This is a genomic window from Pseudomonas sp. MOIL14HWK12:I1, assembly GCF_000510705.1.
Taxonomy (GTDB): domain Bacteria; phylum Pseudomonadota; class Gammaproteobacteria; order Pseudomonadales; family Pseudomonadaceae; genus Chryseomonas; species Chryseomonas oryzihabitans.
Window position 1 is genome coordinate 1,379,895 of sequence record NZ_KI783307.1, and the last position, 25,309, is coordinate 1,405,203.

The 25,309-nt window shown below is 59.9% G+C and carries 31 protein-coding genes; 11 read left to right on the plus strand and 20 right to left on the minus strand.

Annotated elements, in window-relative coordinates; genetic code table 11:
- Nucleotides 1-62 precede the first annotated feature (62 nt).
- Complete coding sequence (nfuA, locus tag PSEK12I1_RS0116370) at nt 63-647, plus strand: Fe-S biogenesis protein NfuA (RefSeq protein WP_007158397.1); 585 nt, start codon at nt 63-65, stop codon at nt 645-647.
- Between the two features lie 59 nt (nt 648-706).
- Here nfuA and PSEK12I1_RS0116375 read toward each other — a convergent pair whose 3' ends face one another.
- Nucleotides 707-1,117 carry a PA2817 family protein gene (locus PSEK12I1_RS0116375; protein ID WP_007158396.1) on the minus strand — a complete coding sequence of 137 codons (411 nt, stop codon included), beginning with the start codon at nt 1,115-1,117 and terminating at the stop codon, nt 707-709.
- 142 nt (nt 1,118-1,259) lie between these two features.
- Between PSEK12I1_RS0116375 and PSEK12I1_RS0116380 the strand changes: the two genes are divergently transcribed.
- From PSEK12I1_RS0116380 to queF, 3 genes are read left to right on the plus strand one after another with little or no spacing between them, the layout of a single operon-like run.
- Nucleotides 1,260-2,192 (plus strand): ABC transporter ATP-binding protein, encoded by a 933-nt coding sequence (locus PSEK12I1_RS0116380; protein ID WP_027602247.1) that lies wholly within the window; start codon nt 1,260-1,262, stop codon nt 2,190-2,192.
- Entirely contained in the window at nt 2,189-2,968 is a 780-nt protein-coding gene (locus PSEK12I1_RS0116385; RefSeq protein ID WP_027599433.1) for an ABC transporter permease, read from the plus strand. Before PSEK12I1_RS0116380 ends, PSEK12I1_RS0116385 begins: the two co-directional genes overlap by 4 nt.
- A gap of 13 nt (nt 2,969-2,981) precedes the next feature.
- On the plus strand, nt 2,982-3,809 hold the full coding sequence (gene queF, locus PSEK12I1_RS0116390) for an NADPH-dependent 7-cyano-7-deazaguanine reductase QueF (RefSeq protein WP_027602248.1): 828 nt from the start codon (nt 2,982-2,984) through the stop codon (nt 3,807-3,809).
- Here the strand turns inward: queF and PSEK12I1_RS0116395 are convergent, their stop codons facing one another.
- Nucleotides 3,810-4,079, minus strand: coding sequence for a DUF4404 family protein (locus PSEK12I1_RS0116395; RefSeq protein ID WP_007158392.1), 270 nt, complete (start codon nt 4,077-4,079; stop codon nt 3,810-3,812).
- A 217-nt stretch (nt 4,080-4,296) separates the two neighbouring features.
- On the opposite strand from PSEK12I1_RS0116395, the gene PSEK12I1_RS0116400 reads away from it, so the two are divergent.
- A complete protein-coding gene (locus PSEK12I1_RS0116400) occupies nt 4,297-4,923 on the plus strand; it encodes a VacJ family lipoprotein (protein ID WP_273861521.1) in 627 nt (208 codons plus the stop codon).
- A gap of 57 nt (nt 4,924-4,980) precedes the next feature.
- Here the strand turns inward: PSEK12I1_RS0116400 and PSEK12I1_RS0116405 are convergent, their stop codons facing one another.
- A complete protein-coding gene (locus PSEK12I1_RS0116405; protein WP_027602250.1) occupies nt 4,981-5,280 on the minus strand; it encodes a PilZ domain-containing protein in 300 nt (99 codons plus the stop codon).
- Between the two features lie 204 nt (nt 5,281-5,484).
- On the opposite strand from PSEK12I1_RS0116405, the gene rssB reads away from it, so the two are divergent.
- Nucleotides 5,485-6,669, plus strand: a complete 1,185-nt coding sequence (gene rssB / locus PSEK12I1_RS0116410) for a two-component system response regulator RssB (protein WP_007158389.1) — start codon at nt 5,485-5,487, stop codon at nt 6,667-6,669.
- Entirely contained in the window at nt 6,666-7,148 is a 483-nt protein-coding gene (rssC, locus tag PSEK12I1_RS0116415) for an anti-sigma factor antagonist RssC (RefSeq protein ID WP_007158388.1), read from the plus strand. Before rssB ends, rssC begins: the two co-directional genes overlap by 4 nt.
- 12 nt (nt 7,149-7,160) lie before the next feature.
- Here the strand turns inward: rssC and tal are convergent, their stop codons facing one another.
- On the minus strand, nt 7,161-8,087 hold the full coding sequence (gene tal / locus PSEK12I1_RS0116420; RefSeq protein WP_027602251.1) for a transaldolase: 927 nt from the start codon (nt 8,085-8,087) through the stop codon (nt 7,161-7,163).
- A gap of 47 nt (nt 8,088-8,134) precedes the next feature.
- The gene (gene dusA, locus PSEK12I1_RS0116425) at nt 8,135-9,145 is read right to left on the minus strand and encodes a tRNA dihydrouridine(20/20a) synthase DusA (RefSeq protein ID WP_027602252.1); all 1,011 of its coding nucleotides are present in this window, start codon (nt 9,143-9,145) and stop codon (nt 8,135-8,137) included.
- Between the two features lie 102 nt (nt 9,146-9,247).
- On the opposite strand from dusA, the gene PSEK12I1_RS0116430 reads away from it, so the two are divergent.
- Nucleotides 9,248-10,366 (plus strand): tyrosine-type recombinase/integrase, encoded by a 1,119-nt coding sequence (locus tag PSEK12I1_RS0116430; RefSeq protein WP_027602253.1) that lies wholly within the window; start codon nt 9,248-9,250, stop codon nt 10,364-10,366.
- Here PSEK12I1_RS0116430 and PSEK12I1_RS0116435 read toward each other — a convergent pair.
- The 8 genes from PSEK12I1_RS0116435 to PSEK12I1_RS0116470 all read right to left on the minus strand — a co-directional run bounded on the left by PSEK12I1_RS0116435 (nt 10,363) and on the right by PSEK12I1_RS0116470 (nt 15,651).
- A complete protein-coding gene (locus PSEK12I1_RS0116435) occupies nt 10,363-10,632 on the minus strand; it encodes a pyocin activator PrtN family protein (RefSeq protein ID WP_027602254.1) in 270 nt (89 codons plus the stop codon). The two genes, PSEK12I1_RS0116430 and PSEK12I1_RS0116435, sit on opposite strands and share 4 nt — an antisense overlap.
- Nucleotides 10,629-10,871, minus strand: a complete 243-nt coding sequence (locus PSEK12I1_RS0116440) for a hypothetical protein (protein WP_027602255.1) — start codon at nt 10,869-10,871, stop codon at nt 10,629-10,631. Before PSEK12I1_RS0116440 ends, PSEK12I1_RS0116435 begins: the two co-directional genes overlap by 4 nt.
- Nucleotides 10,872-10,975: 104 nt before the next feature.
- Entirely contained in the window at nt 10,976-13,792 is a 2,817-nt protein-coding gene (locus tag PSEK12I1_RS0116445; RefSeq protein WP_081737500.1) for a toprim domain-containing protein, read from the minus strand.
- Between the two features lie 2 nt (nt 13,793-13,794).
- Nucleotides 13,795-14,034 carry a hypothetical protein gene (locus PSEK12I1_RS0116450; RefSeq protein ID WP_027602257.1) on the minus strand — a complete coding sequence of 80 codons (240 nt, stop codon included), beginning with the start codon at nt 14,032-14,034 and terminating at the stop codon, nt 13,795-13,797.
- A 74-nt stretch (nt 14,035-14,108) separates the two neighbouring features.
- A complete protein-coding gene (locus PSEK12I1_RS0116455) occupies nt 14,109-14,465 on the minus strand; it encodes a hypothetical protein (protein WP_027602258.1) in 357 nt (118 codons plus the stop codon).
- Nucleotides 14,462-14,815: a hypothetical protein gene (locus tag PSEK12I1_RS0116460; RefSeq protein WP_027602259.1), complete on the minus strand. Its 354-nt coding sequence runs from the start codon at nt 14,813-14,815 to the stop codon at nt 14,462-14,464. Before PSEK12I1_RS0116460 ends, PSEK12I1_RS0116455 begins: the two co-directional genes overlap by 4 nt.
- Nucleotides 14,816-14,920: 105 nt before the next feature.
- A complete protein-coding gene (locus PSEK12I1_RS0116465) occupies nt 14,921-15,403 on the minus strand; it encodes a YmfL family putative regulatory protein (RefSeq protein WP_027602260.1) in 483 nt (160 codons plus the stop codon).
- A 29-nt stretch (nt 15,404-15,432) separates the two neighbouring features.
- Entirely contained in the window at nt 15,433-15,651 is a 219-nt protein-coding gene (locus tag PSEK12I1_RS0116470; protein ID WP_007162938.1) for a DNA-binding protein, read from the minus strand.
- Between the two features lie 76 nt (nt 15,652-15,727).
- Here PSEK12I1_RS0116470 and PSEK12I1_RS0116475 point away from each other — a divergent pair, with 76 nt between their 5' ends.
- Entirely contained in the window at nt 15,728-16,105 is a 378-nt protein-coding gene (locus PSEK12I1_RS0116475; RefSeq protein ID WP_027602261.1) for a helix-turn-helix domain-containing protein, read from the plus strand.
- A gap of 431 nt (nt 16,106-16,536) precedes the next feature.
- Here PSEK12I1_RS0116475 and PSEK12I1_RS24630 read toward each other — a convergent pair whose 3' ends face one another.
- Both PSEK12I1_RS24630 and PSEK12I1_RS24425 read right to left on the minus strand, forming a co-directional pair.
- Nucleotides 16,537-17,403, minus strand: a complete 867-nt coding sequence (locus PSEK12I1_RS24630; RefSeq protein WP_155951376.1) for an HNH endonuclease — start codon at nt 17,401-17,403, stop codon at nt 16,537-16,539.
- Nucleotides 17,390-18,949, minus strand: coding sequence for an AAA family ATPase (locus tag PSEK12I1_RS24425; RefSeq protein WP_081737501.1), 1,560 nt, complete (start codon nt 18,947-18,949; stop codon nt 17,390-17,392). Before PSEK12I1_RS24425 ends, PSEK12I1_RS24630 begins: the two co-directional genes overlap by 14 nt.
- Nucleotides 18,950-19,318: 369 nt before the next feature.
- Between PSEK12I1_RS24425 and PSEK12I1_RS0116485 the strand changes: the two genes are divergently transcribed.
- Both PSEK12I1_RS0116485 and PSEK12I1_RS0116490 read left to right on the plus strand, forming a co-directional pair.
- Nucleotides 19,319-19,747 (plus strand): hypothetical protein, encoded by a 429-nt coding sequence (locus tag PSEK12I1_RS0116485; RefSeq protein WP_027602263.1) that lies wholly within the window; start codon nt 19,319-19,321, stop codon nt 19,745-19,747.
- Nucleotides 19,744-21,006 (plus strand): Y-family DNA polymerase, encoded by a 1,263-nt coding sequence (locus tag PSEK12I1_RS0116490; protein ID WP_027602264.1) that lies wholly within the window; start codon nt 19,744-19,746, stop codon nt 21,004-21,006. Before PSEK12I1_RS0116485 ends, PSEK12I1_RS0116490 begins: the two co-directional genes overlap by 4 nt.
- Nucleotides 21,007-21,116: 110 nt before the next feature.
- On the opposite strand, the gene PSEK12I1_RS24635 is transcribed toward PSEK12I1_RS0116490, so the two are convergent.
- From PSEK12I1_RS24635 to PSEK12I1_RS0116500, 5 genes are all read right to left on the minus strand, one after another.
- Complete coding sequence (locus PSEK12I1_RS24635; protein ID WP_155951377.1) at nt 21,117-21,866, minus strand: CHAT domain-containing protein; 750 nt, start codon at nt 21,864-21,866, stop codon at nt 21,117-21,119.
- 147 nt (nt 21,867-22,013) lie between these two features.
- Nucleotides 22,014-22,445 carry a hypothetical protein gene (locus tag PSEK12I1_RS24640; protein ID WP_155951378.1) on the minus strand — a complete coding sequence of 144 codons (432 nt, stop codon included), beginning with the start codon at nt 22,443-22,445 and terminating at the stop codon, nt 22,014-22,016.
- Nucleotides 22,446-22,567: 122 nt separating this feature from the next.
- Nucleotides 22,568-23,260, minus strand: a complete 693-nt coding sequence (locus PSEK12I1_RS24645; RefSeq protein WP_155951379.1) for a hypothetical protein — start codon at nt 23,258-23,260, stop codon at nt 22,568-22,570.
- Nucleotides 23,261-23,285: 25 nt separating this feature from the next.
- A complete protein-coding gene (locus PSEK12I1_RS0116495) occupies nt 23,286-24,551 on the minus strand; it encodes a phage late control D family protein (protein ID WP_027602265.1) in 1,266 nt (421 codons plus the stop codon).
- 155 nt (nt 24,552-24,706) lie between these two features.
- Nucleotides 24,707-25,270, minus strand: coding sequence for a fasciclin domain-containing protein (locus tag PSEK12I1_RS0116500; RefSeq protein ID WP_027602266.1), 564 nt, complete (start codon nt 25,268-25,270; stop codon nt 24,707-24,709).
- Nucleotides 25,271-25,309: the final 39 nt, after the last annotated feature.

Consider the following 25,309-nt stretch of genomic DNA (forward strand, 5'->3'; position numbering starts at 1 on the left):
CACTAGGGCTTTCGTCGAGGGGTGGGGTGGCGTAAACTTGTCACACCTGTTGAGGAGTGACCATGAGCGCCATCACCATTACCGACGCGGCTCAGGATTACCTGGCCGACCTGTTGGAAAAGCAGAACACCCCCGGGATCGGTATCCGGATCTTCATTACCCAGCCCGGCACCCAGTACGCCGAGACCTGCATCGCCTACTGCAAGCCCGGCGAAGAGAAGCCCGATGACCAGCCCATCGGGCTGAAGAGCTTTACTGCCTATATCGACGCCATCAGCCAGCCCTTCCTGGAAGACGCCCTGGTGGACTACGCCACCGACCGCATGGGCGGCCAGCTGACCATCAAGGCGCCCAACGCCAAGGTGCCCATGGTTAACGAGGACAGCCCGCTCAACGAGCGCGTCGACTACTACCTGCAGACCGAGATCAATCCGGGGCTCGCCAGCCACGGTGGCATGGTCAGCCTGGTGGACATCGTCGACGACAATGTCGCGGTCCTGCGCTTCGGCGGCGGCTGCCAGGGCTGTGGCCAGGTCGATCTGACCCTCAAGGATGGCGTCGAGCGCACCCTGCTGGAGCGGATCCCCGAGCTCACCGCCGTGCGCGACGTCACCGACCACACCAACCGCGAAAACGCCTACTACTAGAGATAGCGCGTGTTGCGGGTACGAAGGGCTATCGACCGATTCGATAGCCCTTCGGCGTTTCAGTGGCGCGCGGCGTCGTCCGGCAGGGCCATCAGGCGCTGTTCCTGCGCCCAGTCGAAGGCCTCGCCGCGGGATTCCGCTTCGTGGCGACGCTCGTCCAGTCGCTGGTAGAGCGCCAGCTCTTCGTCCGGCATGAAGTGCAGGCAATCGCCGCCAAAGAACCACAGCAGGTCGCGCGGCACCCGATGAGCGATCTGCGGATAGCGGCTGAAGATCTGGCTGAGCAGGTCCTGGCCGAGATAGGCGTACTCTTCGGGCGCCTGCGGCAGGCCGGCGACTAGTTCGTCGAAGCGGTCGAGGAACAGCGCGTGGTTCTCCGAGGGCACCTGCTCGGCCGCGCCGACGTCGGCCAGGACCGCACGCAGCTGGGCGAGGAGGGCAACGTGGTGGGCGAGATAGGAAGTGGCCATGGGTGTCTCCTGAAAAAGCGGCTGCGCAGTATAGGGGCACTGTCCGACATTGTCTGGTTCGACTAGGATCGAACCTTTGCCCTCTGCCGGGGTTATAGGAAGTAGCACTTTTCTTTGCGAATCAGTTCTTGCCGGGAGGCACATGAGTCTAGCTCTCTCCATTCGTGGTCTGACCAAGACCTACAACAACGGCTTCACCGCGCTCAAGGGCATCGACCTCGACGTGGTCGAAGGTGATTTTTTCGCGCTGCTCGGTCCCAACGGAGCGGGCAAGTCGACCACCATCGGCATCCTCTCGACCCTGGTCAACAAGTCCGGCGGCGAGGTCTCGGTGTTCGGCAACGACCTGGACAAGGATCCGGCGGGCCTCAAGCGCTGCCTCGGCGTGGTGCCCCAGGAATTCAACTTCAACCAGTTCGAGAAGGCCTTCGACATCCTGGTGACCCAGGCGGGCTACTACGGCATCCCGGCGCGGATCGCCGGCGAGCGGGCCGAGGAGTACCTGACCCAGCTCGGCCTGTGGGACAAGCGTGATACCCCTTCGCGCATGCTCTCCGGCGGCATGAAGCGGCGCCTGATGATCGCTCGCGCCCTGATCCACAAGCCGCGCCTGCTGATCCTCGACGAACCCACCGCCGGCGTGGACATCGAGCTGCGCCGCTCCATGTGGAATTTTCTCACCGAGCTGAACGGGCAGGGGACCAGCATCATCCTCACCACCCACTATCTCGAAGAGGCCGAACAGCTCTGCCGCAACATCGCCATCATCGACCATGGCGAGCTGGTCGAGCACACCAGCATGCGCAAGCTGCTGCAGAAGCTCAATGTCGAGACCTTCATCGTCGACGTGGTCCAGCCGCTGACGGCGGCGCCGCAACTGGAAGGCTATCCAACCCGGCTGCTGGGCGATCACTCCTTCGAGGTGGCCATCGACAAGGCCAGCGGGGTCAATGCCCTGTTCCGCCACCTGGACGCCGCCGGCATCCAGGTGCAGAGCCTGAGAAACAAAGCCAATCGCCTGGAGGAGCTGTTCGTCTCCCTGGTGGAAAAGAATCTAGCCAAGGTTGCCCGATGAGTACCGAATTCCAAGCCAATCTGGTGGCGCTGCGGACCATCGTCCATCGCGAAGTGCGCCGCTTCACCCGCATCTGGGCGCAGACGCTGCTGCCCCCGGCGATCACCATGGTCCTGTACTTCGTGATCTTCGGTAACCTGATCGGCAATCGCATCGGCGGCATGGGTGGCTTCACCTACATGCAGTACATCGTGCCGGGCCTGATCATGATGTCGGTGATTACCAACGCCTACAGCAACGTGGTCTCCAGCTTCTTCAGCAGCAAGTTTCAGCGCTCGGTGGAAGAACTGCTGGTCTCGCCGGTGTCGCCCCACGTCATCCTCATCGGCTATGCCATGGGCGGCATCCTGCGGGGCCTGGCCGTGGCCGCCATCGTCAGCGTGCTGTCGCTGTTCTTTACCCACATGCAGGTGCACCACCTGGGCATCATGCTGCTGGTGATCATCCTCACCGCGGCGATCTTCGCCCTGGGCGGCTTCATCAACGCCGTTTACGCGCGCAACTTCGACGACATTTCCATCGTGCCGACCTTCGTGCTGACGCCCCTGACCTACCTGGGCGGGGTCTTCTATTCCATCGACCTGCTGCCGGCCTTCTGGCAGAAGGTGTCCCTGGTCAATCCGATCCTGCACATGGTCAACGCCTTCCGCTACGGCATCCTCGGGGTGTCCGACATCCGCATCGGGGTGGCGATCGCCTTCATGCTGGTCGCCGTGGTCGTGCTTTATCTGGTCAGCATCCGTCTGCTCGTGAGCGGGCGCGGCATGCGTCATTGAGTGTCTGAGCGTCATGCATAGCGTAGAACAATCGCCCCTGGGCAAAAGCACCGAGTACGTCAGCCAGTACGCCCCGGAGTTGCTGTATCCGATCCCGCGCGCGCCCAAGTGGGCGGAGCTGGGGCTGGACGGGCAGGGCCTGCCGTTTCGCGGCGTGGACATCTGGACCTGCTACGAGCTGTCCTGGCTGCTGCCGTCCGGCAAGCCGGTGGTGGCCATCGGCGAATTCGCCATTCCCGCCGATTCGCCGAACATCATCGAGTCCAAGTCCTTCAAGCTGTACCTCAATTCCCTGAACCAGTCGGCGTTCGCCAGCCTGGCCGACGTCGAAGCCGTGCTGGTCAGGGACCTGAGCGCCGCTTCCGGGGGGACCGTCGGTGTCAGCCTGGTGTCGCTGGACGACTGGGCGGCCCGTGGTGTGCAACGCCCCGATGGCCAGTGCGTCGATGAGCTGGATATCGGCCTGGATCGCTACGCCCACCCGCAGCCTGAACTGCTGAGCGTGGGTGAAGCCCGGGATAGTCAGAGGTTTTACAGCCACTTGCTCAAGTCGAATTGCCCGGTGACCGGCCAGCCGGACTGGGGCACCGTGGTGATCGATTATGAAGAGGGGTTGGCACTGGAGGCGGCTAGTCTGCTGCGCTACCTGGTCGCCTTCCGCCAGCATGCGGATTTCCACGAGCAGTGCGTCGAGCGCATCTATCTGGATCTGTGGCGGCTGCTCAAGCCGGCGAAGCTGACCGTGTTCGCTCGCTATGTGCGGCGTGGCGGGCTGGACATCAATCCCTACCGGAGCAGTGACGCCATCCAGCCCGCCGCGGAGCGTTATGTCCGGCAGTGATCAGATGCCCATGCTGCTCAGGCTGTTCATGATCGAGCGGAGCGTGCCGGCCATGGTCGGGTGACTGACCTCGAAGCGCTCCACGGCCAGATTGACGCCTTCCACCAGGCTGCCATCCCGGGTATGGGTGGCGTCTTCGTTGGCCAGCTGGAATTCGATGTCCCGGATCAGCAGTTCCAGTTCCTCCCGGTCCTCGGGCGAGGCGGGTGGGTCCTGGTCCAGCTGGTGGCGGAGGTGGTCGAGTTGTTCCTGCAGATGAGAGGTGGTCATGGCGTTTCTCCTGTGTCCGGACTCTTTGACCGCAACGTTGGGTCAAAGATCGAGTGACTGGGCCTGGCCCTAAGCCAAACTGGCAAAGCTATGACTATAATCGGCGCCTTTCAGGCGTCTGAGTTCAACGAGGAGAGAAGCGATGACGGTCGAGCGACGTGGTTCCAGGGTCTGGGGAGCGCTCCTTGCAACGGCCCTGACGTTTGCCGGTCAGGCGATGGCGGCCGAAGCCGAGAATCCCGATCCCTGGGAAGGCTTCAACCGCAAGATCTTCGTGTTCAACGATACCCTGGACACCTATGCCCTCAAGCCGGTCGCCCAAGGCTATCAGCGCTTCACGCCCGGCTTCGTGCAGACCGGCGTGAGCAACTTCTTCAACAACCTGGGTGATGTGCGCAACCTGGCCAACGATCTGCTGCAAGGCAAGGTCGAGCACGCCGGGGTCGATACCGCGCGCCTGCTGATGAACACCACCCTGGGCGGTCTCGGCCTGGTCGACGTGGCCACCAAGGCCGGTCTGCAGCGCAACGACGAGGACTTCGGCCAGACCCTGGGCAAGTGGGGCGCGAACAGCGGTCCCTACCTGGTCCTGCCGTTCTTCGGCCCCAGCAGCGTGCGTGACGGCCTCGGCCGCATCCCGGACAGCTACACCAGCGCCTATCCCTATGTGGACGATGTCGCCGTGCGCAACAGTGCCTTCGCCCTCAGCACCGTCGACACCCGCGCCGGTCTGCTGCAGGCCGAGCGCCTAATCACTGGCGACAAGTACGTGTTCATTCGCAACGCCTACCTGCAGACCCGTGAGTTCAAGGTCAAGGATGGCCAGGTGGTCGACGACTTCTAGTCCCGGCCCCAATGAAAAAGGCAGCCCTGAGGCTGCCTTTTTTGTTGGCCAGGGCGCCTAGCGCATTTCCAGCACCGACAGGCCCAGCAGCTGCTTGCCCGAATCGGTGGCCTGGACCCGCAGGACCTCGGCGTCCGCTTCCAGGCCGGGGAGTTCGGCGTGGTTGGAGGGGATGAGCACGGTCACCTTGTCGCCGACCTGCAGGCGGGTGGCGGCCTCGATCTGGAAGCCGGTGCTGGACAGATCGACGCAGCGCGCCTCGAAGGAGGCGTCGCCGACCTTCAATACGGCCTTGGAGTCGACGTGCATGCGAATGAAATCGCGCTTCTCACTGTAAGAACGGTCGATGGTACTCATGGCAATCCTACTGCTTGGGAGGATGGATGGCGGTTTGTTGGAGGTATAAACTCCATAAAGGCACCCTGTAAAGAAATTCCATCCGGTTGGCAAGCTTGAACGCCCCGGTGGATGGGAGTAGTGTCTCCGCCGTGTCGTAATCACCGTGGCCCGTGTCGGATCCTGTCCGCCGGTTTGCCGTTCGGGTGCATGCCTGGATCCTCTATGTCTAATTCGCCTGCCACGCTCTTGATCATTGACGATGACGAGGTGGTTCGCCTCAGTCTCGCCGACTATCTCGAAGACAGTGGCTTCAACGTCCTGCAGGCCAGCAATGGCCAGCAGGGCCTGGAAATGTTCGAGCGCGAACAGCCCGACCTGATCATCTGCGACCTGCGCATGCCGCAGGTCGATGGGCTGACGCTGCTGCGCCGCATCAGCGAGCTGTCCATCGATACGCCGGTGCTGGTGCTGTCCGGCGCCGGCGTCATGAGCGACGTCGTGGAAGCCCTGCGCCTGGGCGCCGCCGATTACCTGATCAAGCCGCTGGAAGACCTGATGGTGCTCGAGCACTCGGTCAACCGCGCCCTGGATCGTGCCCGCCTGCGCCTGGAAAACGATCGCTACCGGGTCAAGCTGGAAAACACCAATCGCGAGCTGCAGGCCAGCCTGAGCCTGTTGCAGGAAGACCAGAACGCCGGACGCCACGTGCAGATGAACATGCTGCCGGTGACGCCCTGGGAAACCGAGGGGCTGAACTTCGCCCACGAGATCATCCCGTCGCTGTATCTGTCCGGCGATTTCGTCGACTACTTTCGCATCGACGAGCACCGCGTCGCCTTCTACCTGGCCGACGTCTCCGGACATGGCGCGTCCTCGGCCTTCGTGACCGTGCTGCTCAAGTTCATGACCACGCGCCTACTCTACGAGTCCAAGCGCAACGGCACCCTGCCCGAATTCAAGCCCTCGGATGTGCTCGGTCACATCAACAGGGGTCTACTGGATTGCAAATTGGGCAAGCACGTGACCATGCTGGGTGGCGTCATCGACGAAACCACGGGTACCCTGGCGTACAGCATCGGTGGCCATCTGCCCTTGCCGGTCCTGCATACCCCGGAAGAAACGCGGTTCCTGGTCGGCAAGGGCCTGCCGGTCGGCCTGTTCCAGGAGGCGACCTACAATGACCACCAGATGGATCTGCCCGAGCGTTTCAGCCTAACCCTCTTTTCGGATGGCATCTTCGACCTGCTGCCGGGAGACAATTTGAAAGAGAAAGAACACAGCTTGCCCGACTACGTCCGCCGCGCCGGCGGTACACTGGCAGGCCTGAGCGAAGCCCTGGATCTGGCATCCGTCACCGAGATGCCCGACGATATCGCTTTGCTGGTGTTGAGCAGGAACCTGGCATGAGCACCGGAAAAATCCAATTTGCCGAGCAGGATGGCACCTTCGTCCTGAAGTTTACCGGCGAGGTGCGTCTGACCCTCTGCTCGGCGCTGGACGCGACCATCGAGCACATCTTCTCGTCGTTGAATTTCTCGTCCATCGTCATCGATCTGACCGAGACGCAGAGCATCGACAGCACCACCCTGGGCCTCTTGGCCAAGCTGTCGATCCTGTCGCGGCAGCGCATCGGGCTGCTGCCCATGCTGACTACCAACAACCCGGACATCCTGCGCCTGCTGGATTCCATGGGTTTCGATCAGGTGTTCAATATCGTCGAGACCGTATTGCCTTGCCCGGATTGCCTGACCGACCTGCCACCGCAGGACCAGTCCGAAGCCGAGGTGCGCAGTCGCGTGCTTGAAGCCCATCGAGTGTTGATGGGCCTCAATGAATCCAACCGCAATGCCTTTCGCGATCTGGTCAGTGCCCTCGAAAGGCACTGACCGCGTCAGCTCTTAGCGCTTGCCGGGCAGCAGCACTTCCAGCTTTTCCTGATCGCGCGCGAACTGGCGAATGCCTTCGGCCAGCTTTTCGGTGGCCATGGCGTCTTCGTTGTGCGCCCAGCGGAAGGCCGCCTCGTTCAGCTGCTGCTTGGGCTCACCACCCTTGCTGTCGGCGGTCAGCACGCGCGGCAGGTCGCCCTGGGCTTCCGACAGCTGCTGTAGCAGTTCGGGGCTGATGGTCAGGCGGTCGCAGCCGGCCAGCTGCTCGATCTGGTTCAGGTTGCGGAAGCTGGCACCCATCACCACGGTGTCGTAGCCATTGGCCTTGTAGTACTGGTAGATGCGGGTCACGGACTTCACGCCCGGATCTTCCGCGCCTTCGTAGTCACGACCTTCGGCCTTCTTGTACCAGTCGTAGATGCGACCGACGAAGGGCGAGATCAGGAATACGCCGGCATCGGCGCAGGCGGCGGCCTGGGCGAAGGAGAACAGCAGGGTCAGGTTGGTCTGGATGCCTTCCTTTTCCAGTTCCTCGGCGGCGCGGATGCCTTCCCAGGTGGAGGCGATCTTGATCAGCACGCGGTCCTTGCCGATGCCGGCCTTCTCGTACAGTTCGATCAGGCGGTGGGCGCGATCCAGGGTGGCGCTGGTGTCGAAGGACAGGCGCGCATCCACCTCGGTGGAGATGCGACCGGGGATCAGCTTGAGGATCTCGCCACCGACGGCCACGGCGAAGCGATCGCAGGCCAGGCCGATGTCGCCATTGGCGCCGCTGAAGGCGGCCTGCAGGTGTTCTTCGTAGCGGGGCAGGGCAGCAGCCTTGAGCAGCAGCGAGGGGTTGGTGGTGGCGTCGTAGGGCTTGAGGCGGGCGATGGCGTCCAGATCGCCGGTATCGGCGACGACCGTGGTGTATTGCTTGAGTTGTTCCAGCTTGCTCATGGCAGGTCTTTCCTTCGGTTAGCGAATGGACATCGTGGAGACGTGACTCAGTGGCCCCTGAGAAGTTCAGTGGCCTCGTCATACAGGCGCAGCGGTTCAGGGCTGCGATGCAGATCGGTGGACAGCAGTTGACGGAAGCGCCGCGCGCCGGGAAAGCCCTGCGCCAGGCCCAGGATATGGCGAGTGACATGGTGGATGAGACCACCCTGTTGCAGATGCGCCTCGACATAGGGCCGCAGCTGCAGCATGACGTCGTGGCGGGTCTGTTGCGGACGGTCGCAGCCGTAGAGCGCCGCGTCCACCTCGGCCAGCAGGTAGGGATTCTGATAGGCCTCGCGACCCAGCATCACCCCATCGAACACCTCCAGTTGCTCGCGGCAGGTGTCCAGGGTCTTGATGCCGCCATTCAAGATGAACTCAAGATCCGGAAAATCCTGCACCAGCTGCGCGGCCACGTCGTAGCGCAGCGGCGGGATCTCGCGATTCTGCTTGGGCGACAGCCCTTCGAGGATGGCGATGCGCGCATGAACGGTGAAGCTGCGGCAACCGGCCTCGGTGAGCTGGCCGACGAAGTCCCGCAGGGCCTCGTAGCTGTCCCGCCCGGAGATGCCGATGCGGTGCTTGACCGTCACCGGAATGGCCACGGCATCGCGCATCGCCTTGACGCTGTCGGCCACCCGCTCGGGATAGGCCATCAGGCAGGCGCCGATCATGTTGTTCTGCACCCGGTCGCTGGGGCAGCCGACATTCAGGTTGATCTCGTCATACCCCGCCTGCTCACCCAGCCGCGCCGCAGCGGCCAGTTCGGCCGGCACGCTGCCGCCCAGCTGCAGCGCCAGGGGATGCTCGGTTTCGTCATGACGCAGGAATCTCTGGGCGTCGCCATGCAGCAGGGCGCCGGTGGTGACCATCTCGGTATAGAGCAGCGCATGCTGGGACAGCAGGCGGTGGAAATAGCGGCAGTGACGATCCGTCCAGTCCATCATGGGCGCCACGGAGAAGCGGCGGGACGGCTCAGGGCGCGTGGTTGCAGGGTTTGAAGCGGTTTCGGCAAGCATCTGGGTACGTCTGTTCTTGGCCCGTTTTGCTACATTTCAGCCTGATTTCAGAGGTGCGTTGCTACAATGTAGCAACGGCAATCAGGGATGTAGCAAATCGAAATGGGGACGATAACGTCACGCCGCCGGAAGGATGGCAGCACGGGCTATACGGCCCAGGTCCGCATCATGCGGGATGGAGTCCGAGTCTATCAGGAAACCCAAACATTCGACCGGAAGCAGACCGCCCAGGCGTGGGTGAAAAAACGGGAAACGGAACTGGCGCAACCTGGCGCGCTGGAACGGGCCGCGCGCGGTGGGGCGACCGTGAGTCAGATGATCGCCAGGTACCTGGAGCAGTATGGCGGCGCCCTCGGCCGGACCAAGGAGGCGACGCTGAAGGCCATCGGCGAGACCTGGCTCGGTGACCTGCAGGACCGCGACCTCACCAGCCAGCGCCTGGTGGAGTATGGGCAGTGGCGAATGGGCACCGAGGGCGGCGCGGTGCAGGCGCAGACGGTGGGCAATGACCTCTCGCACCTGGCAGCTGTGCTGTCGATCGCGCGGCCGGCGTGGGGCTACGAGATCGATCCTCACGCCATGGCTGATGCCCGCCGGGTGTTGAAGAAGATGGGCATGGTCAGCAAGAGCAAGGAGCGCGATCGGCGGCCGGAGCTCCAGGAGCTGGACCTGCTGATGGAGCACTTCTTCGAGATGCAGCGACGCCGGCCGGCGTCGATCAACATGCCCAAGGTGATCGCCTTCGCCATCTTCTCCACCCGCCGCCAGGAGGAGATCACGCGGATCCGCTGGGACGACCTGGACGAACGCCGGCAGGCGGTGCTGGTGCGCGACATGAAGAACCCCGGGCAGAAGATCGGCAACCACGTCTGGTGCCATCTGCCGGATGAGGCCTGGGCCATCGTTCAGTCGATGCCGCGCGAGTGCGAGCGGATCTTCCCCTACAACGGTGACTCCATATCGGCTTCCTTCACCCGGGCCTGCCAGTTCCTGGAGCTGCAGGATCTGCGCTTCCACGACCTGCGCCACGACGGGGTGAGCCGGCTGTTCGAGATGGACTGGGACATCCCGCGGGTGGCCAGCGTGTCGGGCCATCGCGACTGGAATTCGATGCGGCGCTATACGCACCTGAGAGGCCAGGGCGATCCCTATGCGGGATGGCCCTGGCTGCAGAGAGTTATCGCGGCGCCGGTGGTGCTCGGGGCGCGCGTCCCGGGCTAGCGTGCCCGGTTGTGCAGCTTGTCGTTCTCGCGGACGGCCCGCTCGCGCTGCAGGTCCAGATAGCGCGCGAGGTCGCTCAGGTGCACGCCCTGGGCGGCCTTCTGGCTGTTCTCGATCCGCACCAGCGGCAGGTCGATGGCGCCGGCGACGATCTTGCTGCGGAGTTTCGTCGGCGTCAGGTGGCTGAAGTAGTCGGTGCAGAGGCGCTCCAGCGGAATGACCGCCGCACCTTGGTACTGAGCCATGAGTAGGAACGTCGTGTTCAATGGGCGTCTCCGGTGCGATCCAGGGTCTGGTTGATGATGTCGGCGTCCTGCTGAGTCAGGGCGCCGAGGGCGTTGGCCATGCTGGCCAGGGCGAGGAGGTGGATGCGATCGCCCAGGTTGTTGCTGACCTGGTAGCGGATCAGCGCCTCGCCCAGCAGAGCGGTGGCCTTGCAGCGGCGGACCAGGGTGGGGTGGGCCGTGATAGGCTGGTGAGTGCTGCTGCTCTGGATCATTTGCATAATGGTTCTCCAAGGGTTGGTGGTAGGGCCTGGGGGAGTTGCCGCTCTCCCGGGCTTTTTTGTTTGCGCGCCGTGGGCAGCGCGGGACGAAACTCTGGTCGCGGTCATGCAGGACCTGCCGGGTTGGCGAAGACCCAGCAGCGGACCTTGTCCGGGCGGGTGTCCAGGGGGTTGGCGCGCCGCTGGTTCTTGCGGAGGCGGCTAGTGATGACCTTGTTATCCAGGTAGCGGAACTGGCGGCTGTCCTTCAGCAGCTCGCGCAGGGTGCTCAGGTCGGCCAGGCGCTGGCGGTGCTCGGCAGCGCGCTCGATGAATTCGTTGAGGTTGATGGCGATCGCGCGGTCGTCATCGCTGTGGTTGACGACGGGGTCGCTGCTCATGGATTCGAGGTAGTCGTAGACCTGCCAGAACTCTGTCACCACAGGGTTATCCGCGCTGATGGCGGCCTGGCGTTCCAGGGCTATGCGAACGATGGTGCGCTGGGTCTGGCGGACCATGTCCTCGGGGATGGCCACCACCAGGGCCAGGCAGTCGAGCAGGGCGAGGAACATGGCGTGGTTCTTCACGATCCGCTCAATGCGCAGGTGGCCGACCAGGTCGCTCTGGCAGCTGCTGCAGCGGTGGCTCTCACCGGTCATGCGGGTGCCGCAGCAGAAGCAGGTGTCGCCCAAGCGGCGGAGCTTGGCCTCGTACTGCGGGAAGAGCTCGTGGAAGCGGGCCAGCACCTCGGCCTCCTTGCGGGTGGCCAGCAGTAGGAAATGGCTCAGGGCTTCGCCGTCCATGCGGCTCAGGGTGTCGGCCGCGGCGCGGCTCTCGTCGGTCAGCACCGGGCGAGTGAAGTGCAGCTTCACGATCCGGGTGAGGATGGCTTCGGAGGCGCTGACCGGGGCGTTCTGGCTGATGGCGATGGTGCCGCGGAAGGGCGGCTCGTAGGTTTCGTTGCCCGCCGTCTTCATGCCGCGGGTGCGCAGGGTACCGCCGCCGAAGAAGTCCTTCAGTTCGTCCCAGTCGAAGCTCTTGGCATGGGCCTTCTCCGGGTCGTTGCGATCGCCCTCGATCAGGACGATGGGCATGCCGGCGACCTGGCCCATGGCGCGGCTGCGGCCAGCGGTGGAGGATTTGGACGGGTCGAAGCCTTCGTAGCCGGCCCGGCCGAACAGTTTCCAGAGGAAGGTCAGCAGGGTGGTCTTGCCGGCGCCGGCCTCGCCAGTGGCTTCCAGGAAAGGGAAGGACTGGTAGCGTGCGCGGATCTGCTCGGCGAACAGTGAGCCGAACCAGAAGGTGAGGGCGGTCAAGCCGTTGGCGCCGAAGCAGGTCCAGAGCAGCGGCAGCCAGTCGCTGCGGTAGTCCCCGGCGGCTGCGGGGTTGGGCTTGAGGCCGATGGTCTTCTGCAGGGTCTTGAGGCGCAGCTTGCCGAAGTCGAAGTAGTCCTCGTCGTTGACCTGGTGCAGCTGGCCGTCGCGCACCGCCAAGTCGCCGAAGACATAGCAGCCGTGCTCGCGGCTGTAGCCGACATAGTCCATGGTCTCCACGGTTTTCAGGCCGAAGAGCTGGTCCTTCATGATCTTATCCAGCTGGGTGCCGCTGCCGGTGAAGACGGCGCCGGCGGCCATGCTGAGCAGGCGCTTCTTGAACTCGCTGGCGGCGGCGACCTGGGCGCCGGTGAAGGTGTTCTTCACCGGGGCGCCGTCGTGGGGAAACTCGACGCGGAAGTAGTACCAGGATTCGTCGGTGACCTCGTTGCGCTGGAAGTACAGCGCCTGAGGCGCGCAGTTGGCGATCTCCACCACGTTTCCGGCCAGGCGCATGGCCTTGTCGCGCTGCTGCTTGGTGGTCAGCTCGCGGTCTTCGTCGCGCTCAGACTCCTCGATGTGGGTGAGCGCCTTGTTGTACTTTTCCAGGTCGAGCTTGAACCAGTAGAGCCGGCTCCCGAAGGTGAAGTGGAATTCGTGGCGCTCGCGCCATTCGTACATCAGCACCGCCTTCTCCGCGGCGGTGTCGGCCAGCAGCAGGGCTCCGTGGTACCGCGACTCCTTGAGGTCGTGGTCACGACATTCCTCGCGCTTCGCGTGATCCTGCTCGAAGGCCCAGCGCTGGTGCAGGTCGTTCCAATCGACCTTGCGGCTGGCCGGCTGCGGGATTTGCGCGGCCTCGCACTTGAAGCCCAGCTCGCGGGCCTGGCGGGCCCAGCGGCGGGTGTAGCGGTGGGCGCCGGGTTCGTTGTCCAGGGCCCAGACCAGTTTCGGCAGTTTGCCCTGGCGCGTGCTGGCCAGGTCCTTGAGGGACTGCTCGGGGTAGGCGTTGCTGCTCATGGCCGAGACCGCGGCGATGCCGTGGTGAGTCAGGGCGATGGCGTCGAAGATGCCCTCGACGATCCAGAGCTCTTGGACCGTCTGCAGATCCAGGCTCGGCGGGCACCACCAGGCGCCGCGGTAGCTGGCGCCGGGCTGGAAGCGGGCCTTCTGTTTGCCGAAGCGCGAGGGGCGATCGATCAGCCGTTCCCAATAGCCGCCCTTGGCTAGGGCGAAGCGCACGGTGGCCGAGCCGATGCCCTGGGCACGGTCCCAGTAGTTTTCCTGGCTGTACCAGCCCTTGATCAGACTCAGGTCGAAGCCGCGGGCGAACTGCAGGTAGCCATCGGCGCTCGCGGCCGGGGCGTCACTGGTGGGCTTGAAGCGTTCGGACCAGTCCTCGAAGAGGTCACTGTAGAGCTCCTTGACGTGCCAGGTCTGGCCGCACTTCGACTCGCGGCCGCACTTGAGCACCCAGGGCGCGCGGTGATCGGTGAACAGCTCGCGCTTGTGGCAGGCTGGACACTCGCCCTTGCGCATGTAGCTCGTCCCGGCGATGTGCCGCATGCCGAGGTCGCCCTCGAGGCGCTGCAGCACGTCAGCGCGGAGCTGGTGATCCATCGCGTACATGCTCAGCACTCCACCTGGGCGAGCTGAGCGCGGATCTGAGTGGCGGTCTGGTGGGCGGCGAGCATGGAGGGGAAGCGGCGCAGGATGGCGGCGCGGCGCTTGTTGGTGTTCTTGATGCGGACGTAGCGGGGCTCGTTCCAGTGCTGGTTGACGGTGTAGTCGGCGCGGCCCTGGAGCCAGCGGGCGAAGGTTTCAGCGACCGCCGGCGGCAGCTCGATCTGGACGGGAAGGGTGTTCGGCATGTTGGGTCTCGCTGCAAAAAGGCGCAGTTCACCCATACCCACGCAAGGCGGGCATGGATCAGGTGGTCAGGGGGTTAGCGGGTGGCGCGCTGGGTGCCGGGGTCTTCGTCGATCAGGGCGTCGAAGATCTCCTGGACCGGGATGCGGTAGCGCAGGCCGGTGGCCGGGTTGACCAGAACGACGACGTCGCCGGTGCTGGAATCGATGTCCAGAAAGCGATGCCCCTTGAGGGCTTCGAGCTGGTCGTGGGCGCGGGTCACCAGGCGTTCGGCGGTGTGCTGGGGCACGCCCATCAGCTGCAGGTGCTCGGCGGCGCAGGTGAGCAGCGCCTGGCTGTGGCTCAGATGCTCGCACTCATGGCGGCGCAGGTAGGTCAGGGCAGCGGCCTGCATGGTGTCGAGGTAGTTAGCGGGGAGGTTGGCGGTAGTCACGATGCGATGTCCTCTTTGGCGTGCTGCTGGGCTTCTTCCTGGTCGTCGAGCAGACCGAGCTGCTGTTCGCGGATGGCGAGATTGCTGGCGTACACCTTCTGCGCCATGGCGTTGAGGTGGCTGGTGCTGGGCGGCAGCTCGCACGCCGGCGCGTTGGGCAGGCCGCTGGGGCTGGCCAGGTGGGTCAGCTCGGTGTGGGCGTAGAACGACGCGCTGCAGGGCGCGAAGTGACACTGGAATACCTGCTGGCGCAGGAATACGTGGGCGAACCAACTGGTCCGGCAGACCAGGGGCGCACCGCAGAAGCAGCACCAGAACTGCCCCTTCTTCTGTTTCGTGAATAACGCCATCTCTCTTCCCTGCCGCCTGTAGCGGCTCCGGCCTAGCCGGGTTCTGGCGCTCCGCGCCGACTTCGTGCCCGCCGTCCTGGCAGGCTTTCAGGGGGTGTCTTGTGGCTAGTGCTTGCGGCCGCTGCCTCGCGCCGCGTGTAGCGTGATCACCGCCCAGACCTCTTCTTCGCGCGCCGCCAGGTGCCGGCGGTGGGCGCCAAGGATCTGGACGACTTCCTGCTCATCGATGACGCCGTCCTCCAGCGCCTGGCCGATGATCTGGTCCACCAAGCCGCGCTTGACCGCGGTCTTCACCGAGCGGGCGTAAAGGTCCAGGTTGTCCAGATCGCCTACTTCGGCCTGTCGCACGAAGAAGCCGCCGTACTGAGCGGCCAGGTAATCCACAAGGTGGGTAGTGCCGGTCTCCTGCTCCAGCAGCAGGATCTGCTGGTCATTGAGCGGGCGGCAGCCGGCGGTCTCGTAGGCGTGGTTGTCGAATTTCTTGAGCGGCAGGCCAAGGCGGGCGGCGGCGCATTCACGACCGCCGGGGTAGGCGCAGATCACGGCGCTGATGACCTGGCGACGGGTCTCTAGGGCAGGGCGTTTCATCTTCCAGTTTCTCCCTGGGCCAGGCGGCCCTAGTGTTGGGCCGCAGTGGTGGCTGGGATCTCGCCCTGCTTGATGCCGAGTAGGACGGCTGCGCGGTGAGACTCACCACGGCGGCCCTTCTTGCGGCCGTTGAGAAGGTCGCTGACCAAATTCTTGTTCAACGAGTGAGTACGGCAGAACTCAGCGATGGATATGCCCGCTCGATCCAGCTGGGCGCGGGCTTGCTCGGGAGTCAGAGGGGCGGGCATAGTGTTCCTGTGTGTTCAAACGTGTTCATTCGAGTTTTATTATGACCAATAAAATGGTCGCGTAAAGGGGTAGTGCTTGAAAAATTGTTCATCGGGCGAATCCCCTGCACGAGAGGTAGGAGATCGACTTCGCGATGAGCGCTTGCGGCTCGGCTATACGCAGGGTGACTTCGCGCAGGCGGGCGGGGTCAATCGCAACACGCAGGGCAGCTATGAGCGCGGTGAACGGTACCCGGACACGGCGTATCTGTTAGGTGTTGCTGGGATCGGCGTCGATGTTGGATACGTCGTTACGGGGCAGAAAGCCGCTGTAGCAGAGTCATCGCTTAATGAGGCGGAGCAGGAGCTCCTGGGGTATTTCCGAACTGTTTCGGACTACAACAAGGAAACCATTCGCCGCATGGTATTCGCGATGGCGGCGGCCGATGGCGGCCTAGATTCTGACAAGACCTGACGGCCTTTCCCCAAACAAAAAGCCCAGCCACGCGCTGGGCTTTTTGTTTCAGGTGGCTTTCGGCGGTTGGCGAACTGCATCACAAAATGTACTGTCTTTGCATACAGTAATAAGGAGTGTGCAGTACCTATGGAACAGCTCAAGCAAGCCCCTTCGATGGTCTCTAGTCGAAAACCCATGCCTTCAGCAGCCAGTGAGTACGAGGCGCAACTGCTGGAGGCTGTGAGGGTGCTATCTCGAGATGATCAGCAGCGGGTCTATTTGCTCGTGCTGGACCTGGCCCGGGTCAGCGGGCCACTGACGCGTAGGCGTTCACCCTCTATGGAAACTGATGTCAGGCTAGGGGTGAAGTGATCCAGATAGGGAGGGTGCTGCGGGTGGTTTCAACGCATCTATCTCATTTTTTCAAGTAATTAATGTCGTGAAAAGTTTTAAATTGGAGATTGTGTGTGCCCTTCTCGACAATACCAGTCATTGTTGCCTAGCGCTTCATATAGAGCTGCGCGCCATGAATTAATGTGCGCTTGTCGCATTGCAACGGCAGTACTTAGTAAATGATCGTTTATAAGATTTTTATTGCCTCGCATTGGTTTTAATATAAAAAATAAATCTGAAAGTGCTGGTCCTGCTTGCACGCTGTACCTATCTGCCAAATTGTACTCTGAGAAATGAGTTATGATTCTTTGCTTCACTGGTGTAGTTAAATAGTCAGGAGGAGTAGCGCGATACTCTACTGAGGGCCAGCTGTTCTCACTGATATCGGCGAAAAGCCACATGGCCGAAAAGTATTCGGCACGATCATAGTATGGATGGAGCGTCTGTGATGTGTGGTTTTGAGCGTAGTCCGTCATTTTTTCCGACTGACAGTCTCTGCAAGCGGGGACCAAATTATTGTGATAGATGGAAAATATCGGGAATTTTGCTTTTGGTAGATAATGATCTAAAGTTTTTACTTCGCCTATGCCACAATAAGGGCATATGTTTTGTGGTGCGCTAAGTTTGATCTGGTCATAGTATCTTCTTGCGGGCTTTTCTTTTGCGGATAAGTATTGAGTATATAGGTTTTTCAGTTGAGACTTGGTAATCCGCCCGAGTATCGCGGTGTCGTTATTTTCATTGCTGGCGGGGTACTGGAAAAGCTGTTCACTTTGTGCAAGCTGGTGATATATGTCGCACTCAATGCTTAGGTTGTTGAACTGTGTACGATACAGATCTTGGAGATTAGGGTCGCCGATGCCCGCCATGCATGAATCAAAAATTTCCGTCCTGGAAAATATTGGCGAGTTAATCTTTATCATCTGCGTCCCCTGCGTCTCTATTATAAATGAGGCCTTTTAGTATTGTTTTTGCTTCAAACCCCAGTTGATTCTTGTATTCTCTTACAATTTCTTCGTAGCTCTTTCCAGTGTTAATCGATTCAAGTAGTAATGCGTGGAATCCGGATTGCTCGACCTCTAATCCAAAAACTTCTCTCGTGAGTATTCCAACATTTTCGCCGAAAGTTTCGATTGCTGGCCTTTCCTGTTTCGAAGCAAGATTCGAGCGATACAACTTCCATACGCATGTGGAAGGCATCTCTTGTAACACAACAGGGGAATGCGTGGCGATAATTGCTATTGCATTTCTATGCGCTAAGATTCTTGATAAAGCGCGCATAAATGCGGATAGTAGTGGCGGATGTAGATGAACCTCAGGCTCGTCTATTAGAACTAATGTTTTTTCTTCGATAGTTTCCACTAACTTGGTTATGGTTAGGAGTACGATCGCGTGCCCTGAGCTAAGTCCGCGAAAGTACTGGCTGGCGGCAAGCGCGACACTAGATTTGTTTGTTTCATCTGCTAACTGGTCAAGATCTATTCCAGAAAAGTCAAAATCAATGCCCAGCATTTCTAAAGCATCAAACCATAATTTCTTTTTGTGTTGAAGCGAAAAGCAGACTATGAGGCTCTTCCAAAAATCGTTTGTAAGTTTTTTCTTATTTTTTAGTGGTAACTCATCAGGGTCTGTGCCTTTACCATCTCTATCTTTGAGTCCGATATAATGGTATTTGACTCCTATTTCCCTATCCGCAGGCGGACTGAAGGGATCGAAAGCGCTGAACGATACGGAGGAGACGCTGCTAAAGTATTCGGGAGGTATGAGTTGGTATAGCTCTGGCCAAATCTCAATGCAAAATTTTCCATTTGATTCGCTTAATAATAGTGCAGAGCTAATCATCTCGTTAAGCAGGTTTGTTTTTCCTATTCCGTTCCTGCCTATCAGCGCATGAATGTTCGTTGGTGGCGTTGAGTAAGGCTCTACTGCGAAGCTCAGTGAGAATGAGGCTCTGTTTTCTGCTGACGGCAATCTGAAGCAAAAGTCAAATTTTGTCAGTTCGGCGTGCCCCTCGAGAACTCTGGAAAATTGGTTTTTTATAGTTTGGAGGCTTATATTTCTGGTTAGTGAGTCTCGAAATACTGCGTGTGATGAAAGTTCTAGGGTGTCTTTTCCTGTGAACACTATATCTTGGAGTGACGATAGTACGGTGTCGCGAAGATTTTGCGCCAAGCTCTTATTGATATTTGCATAGTAGGTGGTGTCTTGGCCTAAAGAGAAAAACTCTTGCCCGAGCGAACGAAATGATATCGGTATTGCATCTTTCGACCATCCTTGAGGTTGTTTTATATATCCAATTTTTACCTCGCCGATTTCATACAGTATTGCTTCGGCGTCTGTAATGTACAGCGTGAATAGAGTCTTAAAATGAAAGTCATCCCAGCGATCGTAGACGAGATACCCTTTTGAGGGTGGCAGGGCGGAAGATTGAGACGGTGGGTACTGTACTAGTGCGAAATCAAAAGACATCCAACACTCCATTGTTCTAGGTCTGGAATAAAACTCTATCGTGGCAGAAGAATATTCCTTCTGCCTTTTGCTAAGACGATAGCTTTTCTACGTCGGCGTTGCTGGCATGGAAGTGCCGCAATCGACTGGAAAATTTCCCGTGATGGTCTCGACATTGCGCTTGTCGGTAATGGTGCCGCGTTGGGTTCTCAAAATCTCGTATCCGTCCTATCGCATCGATTCACCCAGCTTCTGCAAGGCGACAGTCATCCACTGTAGTCGATTTCGAATCCATTTCTATACTAGCAGTACCGCTCGTCGCTTCGTCTGTTGACCCATTTCTAATGCTGCCATCTATACTGTTTAAATGTACAGTATCAAGGTGCCACCATGGACGCTTTCCAGACACGGGGTCGCAGACTCGCCCAGCTCGCGCTGTCCCAGGCGCGGTTGAAGATCACCGGCTTCCAAAGCCCGGCCGAGGATCACGCGCAGCTGCCACTCTCGATCGATGAGGCGATTGGCTGGGGTGCGCCCAACCTTTGGCTCTGGCTGGTGAACAGCGAGGCCCTCGCGGGGCTGAGCATCCACCAGGGGGACGTCCTGGTCGTGGACCGTGCCGGCGATGTTGAGCCGGGGCGTGCGGTCATCGTGGTGGCCGACTGTGAGCACCGCCTATGCACGGTGCTCACCAGCCAGGAGCGGCAGCAGCTGCTGGCAACTATCGGGCGCGACGGACACCCGCGTACGCTCGACCTGGTGGGCGAGGTGGAGCTCTGGGGCGTGGTGGACTTCCTGATGCGAGACCTGCGGCCATGAGCGTCTACGCGTTGATCGACTGCAACTCCTTCTACTGCAGCTGCGAGCGGCTGTTCCGGCCCGAGCTGAAAGGGCGTCCGGTGGTGGTGCTGTCGAACAACGACGGATGCGTGATTGCCCGAAGCCGCGAGGCGAAGGCCCTGGGCATCGGTATGGGCGTGCCGTACTTCCAGAATCGGGCCTTCCTCCGGCAGCACAACGTGGCCGTCTTCAGCTCCAACTACGAGCTCTATGCCGACGTGTCGAATCGGGTGATGCGCACTATCCAGGGGATGGTGCCGGACCTGGAGGTGTATTCCATCGACGAATGCTGGGCGGATCTCACCGGTATGCCGGGCGACCTCGACGCGCTCGGCCGGGGGATCCAGGCGCGGGTCCGGCGCTGGGTCGGCATTCCGGTTGGCGTGGGAATCTCGACGACCAAGACACTGGCTAAGCTGGCCCAGTGGGCGGGCAAGACCTGGCGCGCGACCGGCGGGGTGGTGGATCTCACCGACGCGCTTCGGCAGGGACGCCTGCTGCCGCTGGCACCGGTGGGTGACGTGTGGGGCGTGGGCCGCAAGCTGACCACCCGCCTGCAGGGGCTCGGCATCACCACCGCCCAGGACCTGGCCCGGGCGGATCTGAGGATGGTGCGCAAGGAATTCTCTCGCGTGCTGGAGCGGACGGCGCGAGAGCTACGCGGCGAGCAGTGGATGCGCCTGCACGAGGCGCCGCCGTTGAAGAAGGAGATCATCAGCTCGCGGATGTTCGGGCACCGGGTCTATCGCCTGGAGGCGCTGCGCGAAGCCATGGCCACCTACGTGACCCGGGCGGCCGAGAAGCTGCGGGAGCAGGGATCGCTGTGCTCCACGCTGCTGGTCAGCGTGCAGACCGGCCAGCACGAACCCGAGGAGCGCCGCTACTACCGCAGCCTGGGCATCCAGCTCGCGCACCCGACCGACGACACCCGCATCCTGGTGCAGGCCGCCTTGGCCGGCTTGGACCCCATCTATCGCGAGGGCTACGCCTACTCGAAGTGCGCCGTGGTGCTGGGCAGCATCGTGCAGACCGACGAGTTCACGCCGGACCTCTTCGCCCCGGCCAGGCAGGGACGACCCAGCAAGCTGATGCAGGTGGTGGACCGGATCAACGCGCGGTATGGGCGGGCGGCGCTGCACGTGGGGCGCGTGCCCGCCGATCCGGGGTGGCAGATGCGGCGGGAGTTACTGTCGCGGGGGTATACGACACGGTGGGGGGAGTTGCCGCGGGTAAGTTAGCTGCTGCGAAATAGACTGAGCATCCGGGAGTCAATTGACCTCCTTATGAAACTCCCCTGTTCTATGACGGAAGTTAAAGAATTCTACTCGAGGAATGAGGTGGTCTGGTATCAACGGTCCGAAGTAGAAGGGGACTCTAACTGGATGATAATGTTTTCAGGTCGTCCTAGTTGCGTATAGTAGATGGTTTCAAATGTGTGGCACTTCTCAGATATTTGCTTTATTAGTTCCGCTTTTTTTATGCCGGACACAGAGTGTAAGTTTTCACAAAAAAGCTCAAACCAATTTTTTTGGTACGAGTTGATAAGCATGTTCGCATTGATATGGATAGTCTCATAGGCGTCTTGGTTTATGCGCTTTTGTGATAAAAGCGATCGCAGGAGGTCTGTTGTAAAGGACATTTTTAAAAAATGGCTAATGCACATCCTCCAAGTGATCTCTTTCGTCAGAGTGTTTCCTAGCATTGGCAGGTAGGTATCAATTCTATAGAGAATTCTCGCAATCATTGCTGCGGACGCAATTGAATTGACAGGGAGGAAGGTCCCTATTACTGAATAAGCGCCTGAATTAAAAAGGCCATTTGCAGCATTTGCATGCGACCCTGTTATAGGTGCAGTGGAACATGCGCTCAGCATGACGATGGGAGGCAACGCAATATCTAGACTCCAGGTATCTAGTTTTTCTTTTCCGATTTGAAGCCAACTTAAGTCCTGGTTTCCTGAATGCCCACCATGGCAGTCGAAGATGACTATCTTTCCTCGGAAGCCTCGAATAGCTTGTTCCACATCCTCTTTACAAGTCACGTCGATAAGTTTGTATTTTATGTTTTTATATTTCTTTGCCCAAAAATCCAAGGCCACTTCAAGCGTATGCTTTATAGGGTCCGAGTCTTTGAAAGATCTAATTATAAGCACGTCGAACAATTGTGGAAGTTGAATTTTAATGGTTGGCCTGATTAGTGAAAGGTGTACAAAAAGATTTCCTGGTGTCACAGGTATTTTTGATATCTAATGGCTGATCATTAGTGGCAAATCATTAATTTTTAACCACTCAAGAGGCGCATTTGAGCAAATTAGGCACGATTGAGCGGTTTTTATTTGTTTAATTAACTTGGGTCCTAGCTCATTTGAGAATTTGCTCTGCAGCTCGGAGAATCGTTCTTTGGCTATGCGCTCGCTTTTGCGGCTATCTTTTCCAAGATGAAGTTCAAGCTCGGACAGAATATTGTCGTTAAAATTTACTGAATTTGGTAGTCGTATTGCAGGCGCTAACTGATTTGATGCTAGGCAAGATATGATTAAAGAGTTTAGGTATAGCTCATGCTGTCTTTGCGTCAGTATCGCAGCAATCCATGGATCTTGGTATGGATTAAAGCTAGGGTCAGGGAGTTCCATGTTTATGCCGGAGTAGTCGGGATTTTTAATAATTCCTTTGGTCACGAAGCTACGCTTCCACGAACTGTCCAGATTCCTGGCCATTTTTTTCCAAAATGGATCGTTTAGATTTAACAGGTGAGCATAGATTGAGGGTGAGTAAATTATTAGATCTGATTGGTTGAGGGCTAAGTTATTCCCGATTTTTTTCTTGCTCTGTCTGCAGATGTCGATATCGCGTTTATATAGTTCTGTCTGTCACCTGATATTGGGCTTTGGCCTTTGAACTTGTATCCTAGGCTGATCAGTATTTCTTCATTGGCTCTTGTATTGTTAGAGATATAGCTTTTTTTTCTAAGATTTCTGAGGTGTGGTTTTCTTAGTTTTAGTCCAGAAAAAAAATTATGGGTGATCTTGTCTTGCTTGACGTTCTCTAGGAAGTTATCTTTCAGGGCTTTGTCTAGTGAGTATATAAAGTAATTTGCAGGAAAATTTCTTATGTCGAGGCAAGATGGGTCATTAGAGGGTGAGGCTATGATTGGGCTATATTGAAGTCTTGATGCAATATTCTTTGCTGCTGCTACATGGCTTGCACTACAGAAAATTACTGTGCAGGGGGAGTTTATGTTGCTTGGTAATTTGTTAAAATTAGAATCGGAGTATATTGGGATTATGGTTTTTTGAGCGCCTCTACGCCTCATTTCAGTAATGGCTCTGGATGAAGAGAAAATCTCAAGGATGTTGTTTGGAAATAGAGTTATGCTGTGAAGTAGTTTTGAGATAAGGGGGTCGGTCAGTCCGAGAGAAAAACCCTGAAACAGTGAGTTCCGCCCACTTTCTCTCGGTATCAATAAGACGTAGGTTAAGTTGAATTCTTCCATGGGGTTCTCTTTGATTTGAGGGGTTTTATCTATCTTGCTTTAGTTTAGCTATTTCCCTTGCAATTGCACGCTTAGCGATATTTTTACTGGCATATAAATGCCGCAGCCGCCGCGGCTTGCTCTGGCCGCCTGCGGTGAGGGTGTGCTCCTTGCCGGTCTTCGGATCGCGGTAGTAGGCGATGATGCCGGTGTAGTCGCCCTGGATCTCGTCGACCAGGTCGGCGACTAGGTCCTCCGGTAGTTTGGCTTCCAGCTCCAGGCGCGTGGTGTAGCCGCCGTCCGCGGTGAGGCTGTGCTGCACGTTCCCCCCGTACCAGATGATGGCGTCGATCTCGGCCTTCACGCCCTGCAGGGTGTAGGTGAGTTCGGGCATCAGCTCAGGGCGGCCCAGGGCGAGCTGGTAGGTGAGGGTGGCGGTACCGCGCTGCAGGCGGTTCCACTCGGCCCGGGCGGCGCGCAGCGCGGAGAGCTGGTCGGTGTAGGTGTGGCGCAGGTCCTTCACGTTATCGCCGCCGCCGGCTATGGCCTCCTGCTTCTTGGCGCTGTTGACGTCGTAGTAGAAGGCACGGACGGCGTCGTAGCTCTCGCGGTCGGCCTGCAGGTAGCTGTGTTGGTCGCCGTCCTTGCGGGTGAGGGTGACGTGGCCCAGGTCGGCGCCGCTGACCGACTTGCCGCCGCCGGCCGGGAGGAACAGCAGCCGGCCCGCTTTCACGGTGGCCACCGCGTCATAGTCCTCGCCCAGGCGGGTCAGCAGGTTGGCATCCGATTCCCCTGTCTGATCCAGCTGCAGGACCTGCTGCGCCTCGAGGTCGGGCGCGATGAGCGGGGTGAGGCCCTGGCGCGCGGCCAGGACGCGCAGCACGGCGCCCAGGGTGGTGGCGCTGTAGCTCTGGTCCCGTTTGGTCTTGAGGCCTTTGCGGAGATCGGCGCTGCGGGCGCGGATGCTCAGCACGTCGGGGGCGCCGCTGTGCTCGGTCTCGTCGACGATGTAGCTGCCCTTGTCGATCAGTCCGGTGGTTGACCAGCCCAGCCAGAGGCGAATCTTGGCGCCCCGGGGCGGGATGGCCAGCAGGCCGTCGTGGTCGGATAGCACCAGGCTCAGCTGGTCGGCCTCGAGGCCGCGGTTGTCCGTCAGGTCCAGGCTGATCAGCCGCGGCGCGATGAGGGCGCTGATGTCCTTGCCGTCGACCAGGATCTGGTAGCGCGCCTGGGCGTAGGTGGCGTCCTGCACCAGGTCGCGGCCGAGGGTGCGCAGCTGGCCGGTGGCGGTGTCGAGCAGCTCCTGGATCACAGCAGCTTCCTCAGAAGGGTGCAGACGCGCCTTGCGCACCTGAGTAGTCAGCATGCGGTCTAGCATTGCTTACGAAGGATAGGCGCAATTGCCACGCGGCCTTTCGCTAAGTAGAAGCGGACACCCCTCAGCGGTGTCCGCACGCCGCCTGCCCGTTACTTCGGCATCAGCACGGTATCGACCACGTGGATCACGCCGTTGGACTGCATCACGTCGGCGATGGTGACGGCGGCTTTGCCGCCCTTGGCGTCGACCAGCCAGAGCTTGCCGTTATGCAGCTTCACGGTGAGGTCCTCGCCCTGGACGGTTTTCAGCTTGGTCATGCCGCCGTGCATCTTCGCCTCGGCCATCAGTTGCTTGGCGGTGTGGGTGCCGGGCACCACGTGGTAGGTCAGGATCTTGGTCAGGTCGGCCTTGTGCTCGGGCTTGACCAGGGTATCGACGGTGCCGGCCGGCAGCTTGGCGAAGGCTTCGTTGGTCGGCGCGAGGACGGTGAAGGGACCGCTGCCGTTGAGGGTGTCGACCAGACCGGCCGCCTTGACGGCCGCCACCAGCGTGGTGTGGTCCTTGGAGTTGACCGCATTCTCGACGATGGTCTTGGACGGGTACATGGGCGCGCCGCCGACCATGACGGTATCGGCGGCGAAGCTGAGCGGGGCGGTGGCACCTAGGATCGCGAGACTGGCTACGATGGCGATGCGCTTGAGCAAGGTGTGCATGGTACGTCTCCTGAGTTCTTCAGCCCTCCGGATGAGGGT

Bases quoted from the DNA above. Each gene is read 5' to 3' on its own strand.
- nfuA (WP_007158397.1), top strand. From the start codon at position 63: ATGAGCGCCATCACCATTACCGACGCGGCTCAGGATTACCTGGCCGAC.
- PSEK12I1_RS0116375 (WP_007158396.1), bottom strand. From the start codon at position 1,117: ATGGCCACTTCCTATCTCGCCCACCACGTTGCCCTCCTCGCCCAGCTG.
- PSEK12I1_RS0116380 (WP_027602247.1), top strand. From the start codon at position 1,260: ATGAGTCTAGCTCTCTCCATTCGTGGTCTGACCAAGACCTACAACAAC.
- PSEK12I1_RS0116385 (WP_027599433.1), top strand. From the start codon at position 2,189: ATGAGTACCGAATTCCAAGCCAATCTGGTGGCGCTGCGGACCATCGTC.
- queF (WP_027602248.1), top strand. From the start codon at position 2,982: ATGCATAGCGTAGAACAATCGCCCCTGGGCAAAAGCACCGAGTACGTC.
- PSEK12I1_RS0116395 (WP_007158392.1), bottom strand. From the start codon at position 4,079: ATGACCACCTCTCATCTGCAGGAACAACTCGACCACCTCCGCCACCAG.
- PSEK12I1_RS0116400 (WP_273861521.1), top strand. From the start codon at position 4,297: ATGGCGGCCGAAGCCGAGAATCCCGATCCCTGGGAAGGCTTCAACCGC.
- PSEK12I1_RS0116405 (WP_027602250.1), bottom strand. From the start codon at position 5,280: ATGAGTACCATCGACCGTTCTTACAGTGAGAAGCGCGATTTCATTCGC.
- rssB (WP_007158389.1), top strand. From the start codon at position 5,485: ATGTCTAATTCGCCTGCCACGCTCTTGATCATTGACGATGACGAGGTG.
- rssC (WP_007158388.1), top strand. From the start codon at position 6,666: ATGAGCACCGGAAAAATCCAATTTGCCGAGCAGGATGGCACCTTCGTC.
- tal (WP_027602251.1), bottom strand. From the start codon at position 8,087: ATGAGCAAGCTGGAACAACTCAAGCAATACACCACGGTCGTCGCCGAT.
- dusA (WP_027602252.1), bottom strand. From the start codon at position 9,145: ATGCTTGCCGAAACCGCTTCAAACCCTGCAACCACGCGCCCTGAGCCG.
- PSEK12I1_RS0116430 (WP_027602253.1), top strand. From the start codon at position 9,248: ATGGGGACGATAACGTCACGCCGCCGGAAGGATGGCAGCACGGGCTAT.
- PSEK12I1_RS0116440 (WP_027602255.1), bottom strand. From the start codon at position 10,871: ATGCAAATGATCCAGAGCAGCAGCACTCACCAGCCTATCACGGCCCAC.
- PSEK12I1_RS0116445 (WP_081737500.1), bottom strand. From the start codon at position 13,792: ATGTACGCGATGGATCACCAGCTCCGCGCTGACGTGCTGCAGCGCCTC.
- PSEK12I1_RS0116450 (WP_027602257.1), bottom strand. From the start codon at position 14,034: ATGCCGAACACCCTTCCCGTCCAGATCGAGCTGCCGCCGGCGGTCGCT.
- PSEK12I1_RS0116460 (WP_027602259.1), bottom strand. From the start codon at position 14,815: ATGGCGTTATTCACGAAACAGAAGAAGGGGCAGTTCTGGTGCTGCTTC.
- PSEK12I1_RS0116465 (WP_027602260.1), bottom strand. From the start codon at position 15,403: ATGAAACGCCCTGCCCTAGAGACCCGTCGCCAGGTCATCAGCGCCGTG.
- PSEK12I1_RS0116470 (WP_007162938.1), bottom strand. From the start codon at position 15,651: ATGCCCGCCCCTCTGACTCCCGAGCAAGCCCGCGCCCAGCTGGATCGA.
- PSEK12I1_RS24630 (WP_155951376.1), bottom strand. From the start codon at position 17,403: ATGATAAAGATTAACTCGCCAATATTTTCCAGGACGGAAATTTTTGAT.
- PSEK12I1_RS24425 (WP_081737501.1), bottom strand. From the start codon at position 18,949: ATGTCTTTTGATTTCGCACTAGTACAGTACCCACCGTCTCAATCTTCC.
- PSEK12I1_RS0116485 (WP_027602263.1), top strand. From the start codon at position 19,319: ATGGACGCTTTCCAGACACGGGGTCGCAGACTCGCCCAGCTCGCGCTG.
- PSEK12I1_RS0116490 (WP_027602264.1), top strand. From the start codon at position 19,744: ATGAGCGTCTACGCGTTGATCGACTGCAACTCCTTCTACTGCAGCTGC.
- PSEK12I1_RS24645 (WP_155951379.1), bottom strand. From the start codon at position 23,260: ATGGAAGAATTCAACTTAACCTACGTCTTATTGATACCGAGAGAAAGT.
- PSEK12I1_RS0116500 (WP_027602266.1), bottom strand. From the start codon at position 25,270: ATGCACACCTTGCTCAAGCGCATCGCCATCGTAGCCAGTCTCGCGATC.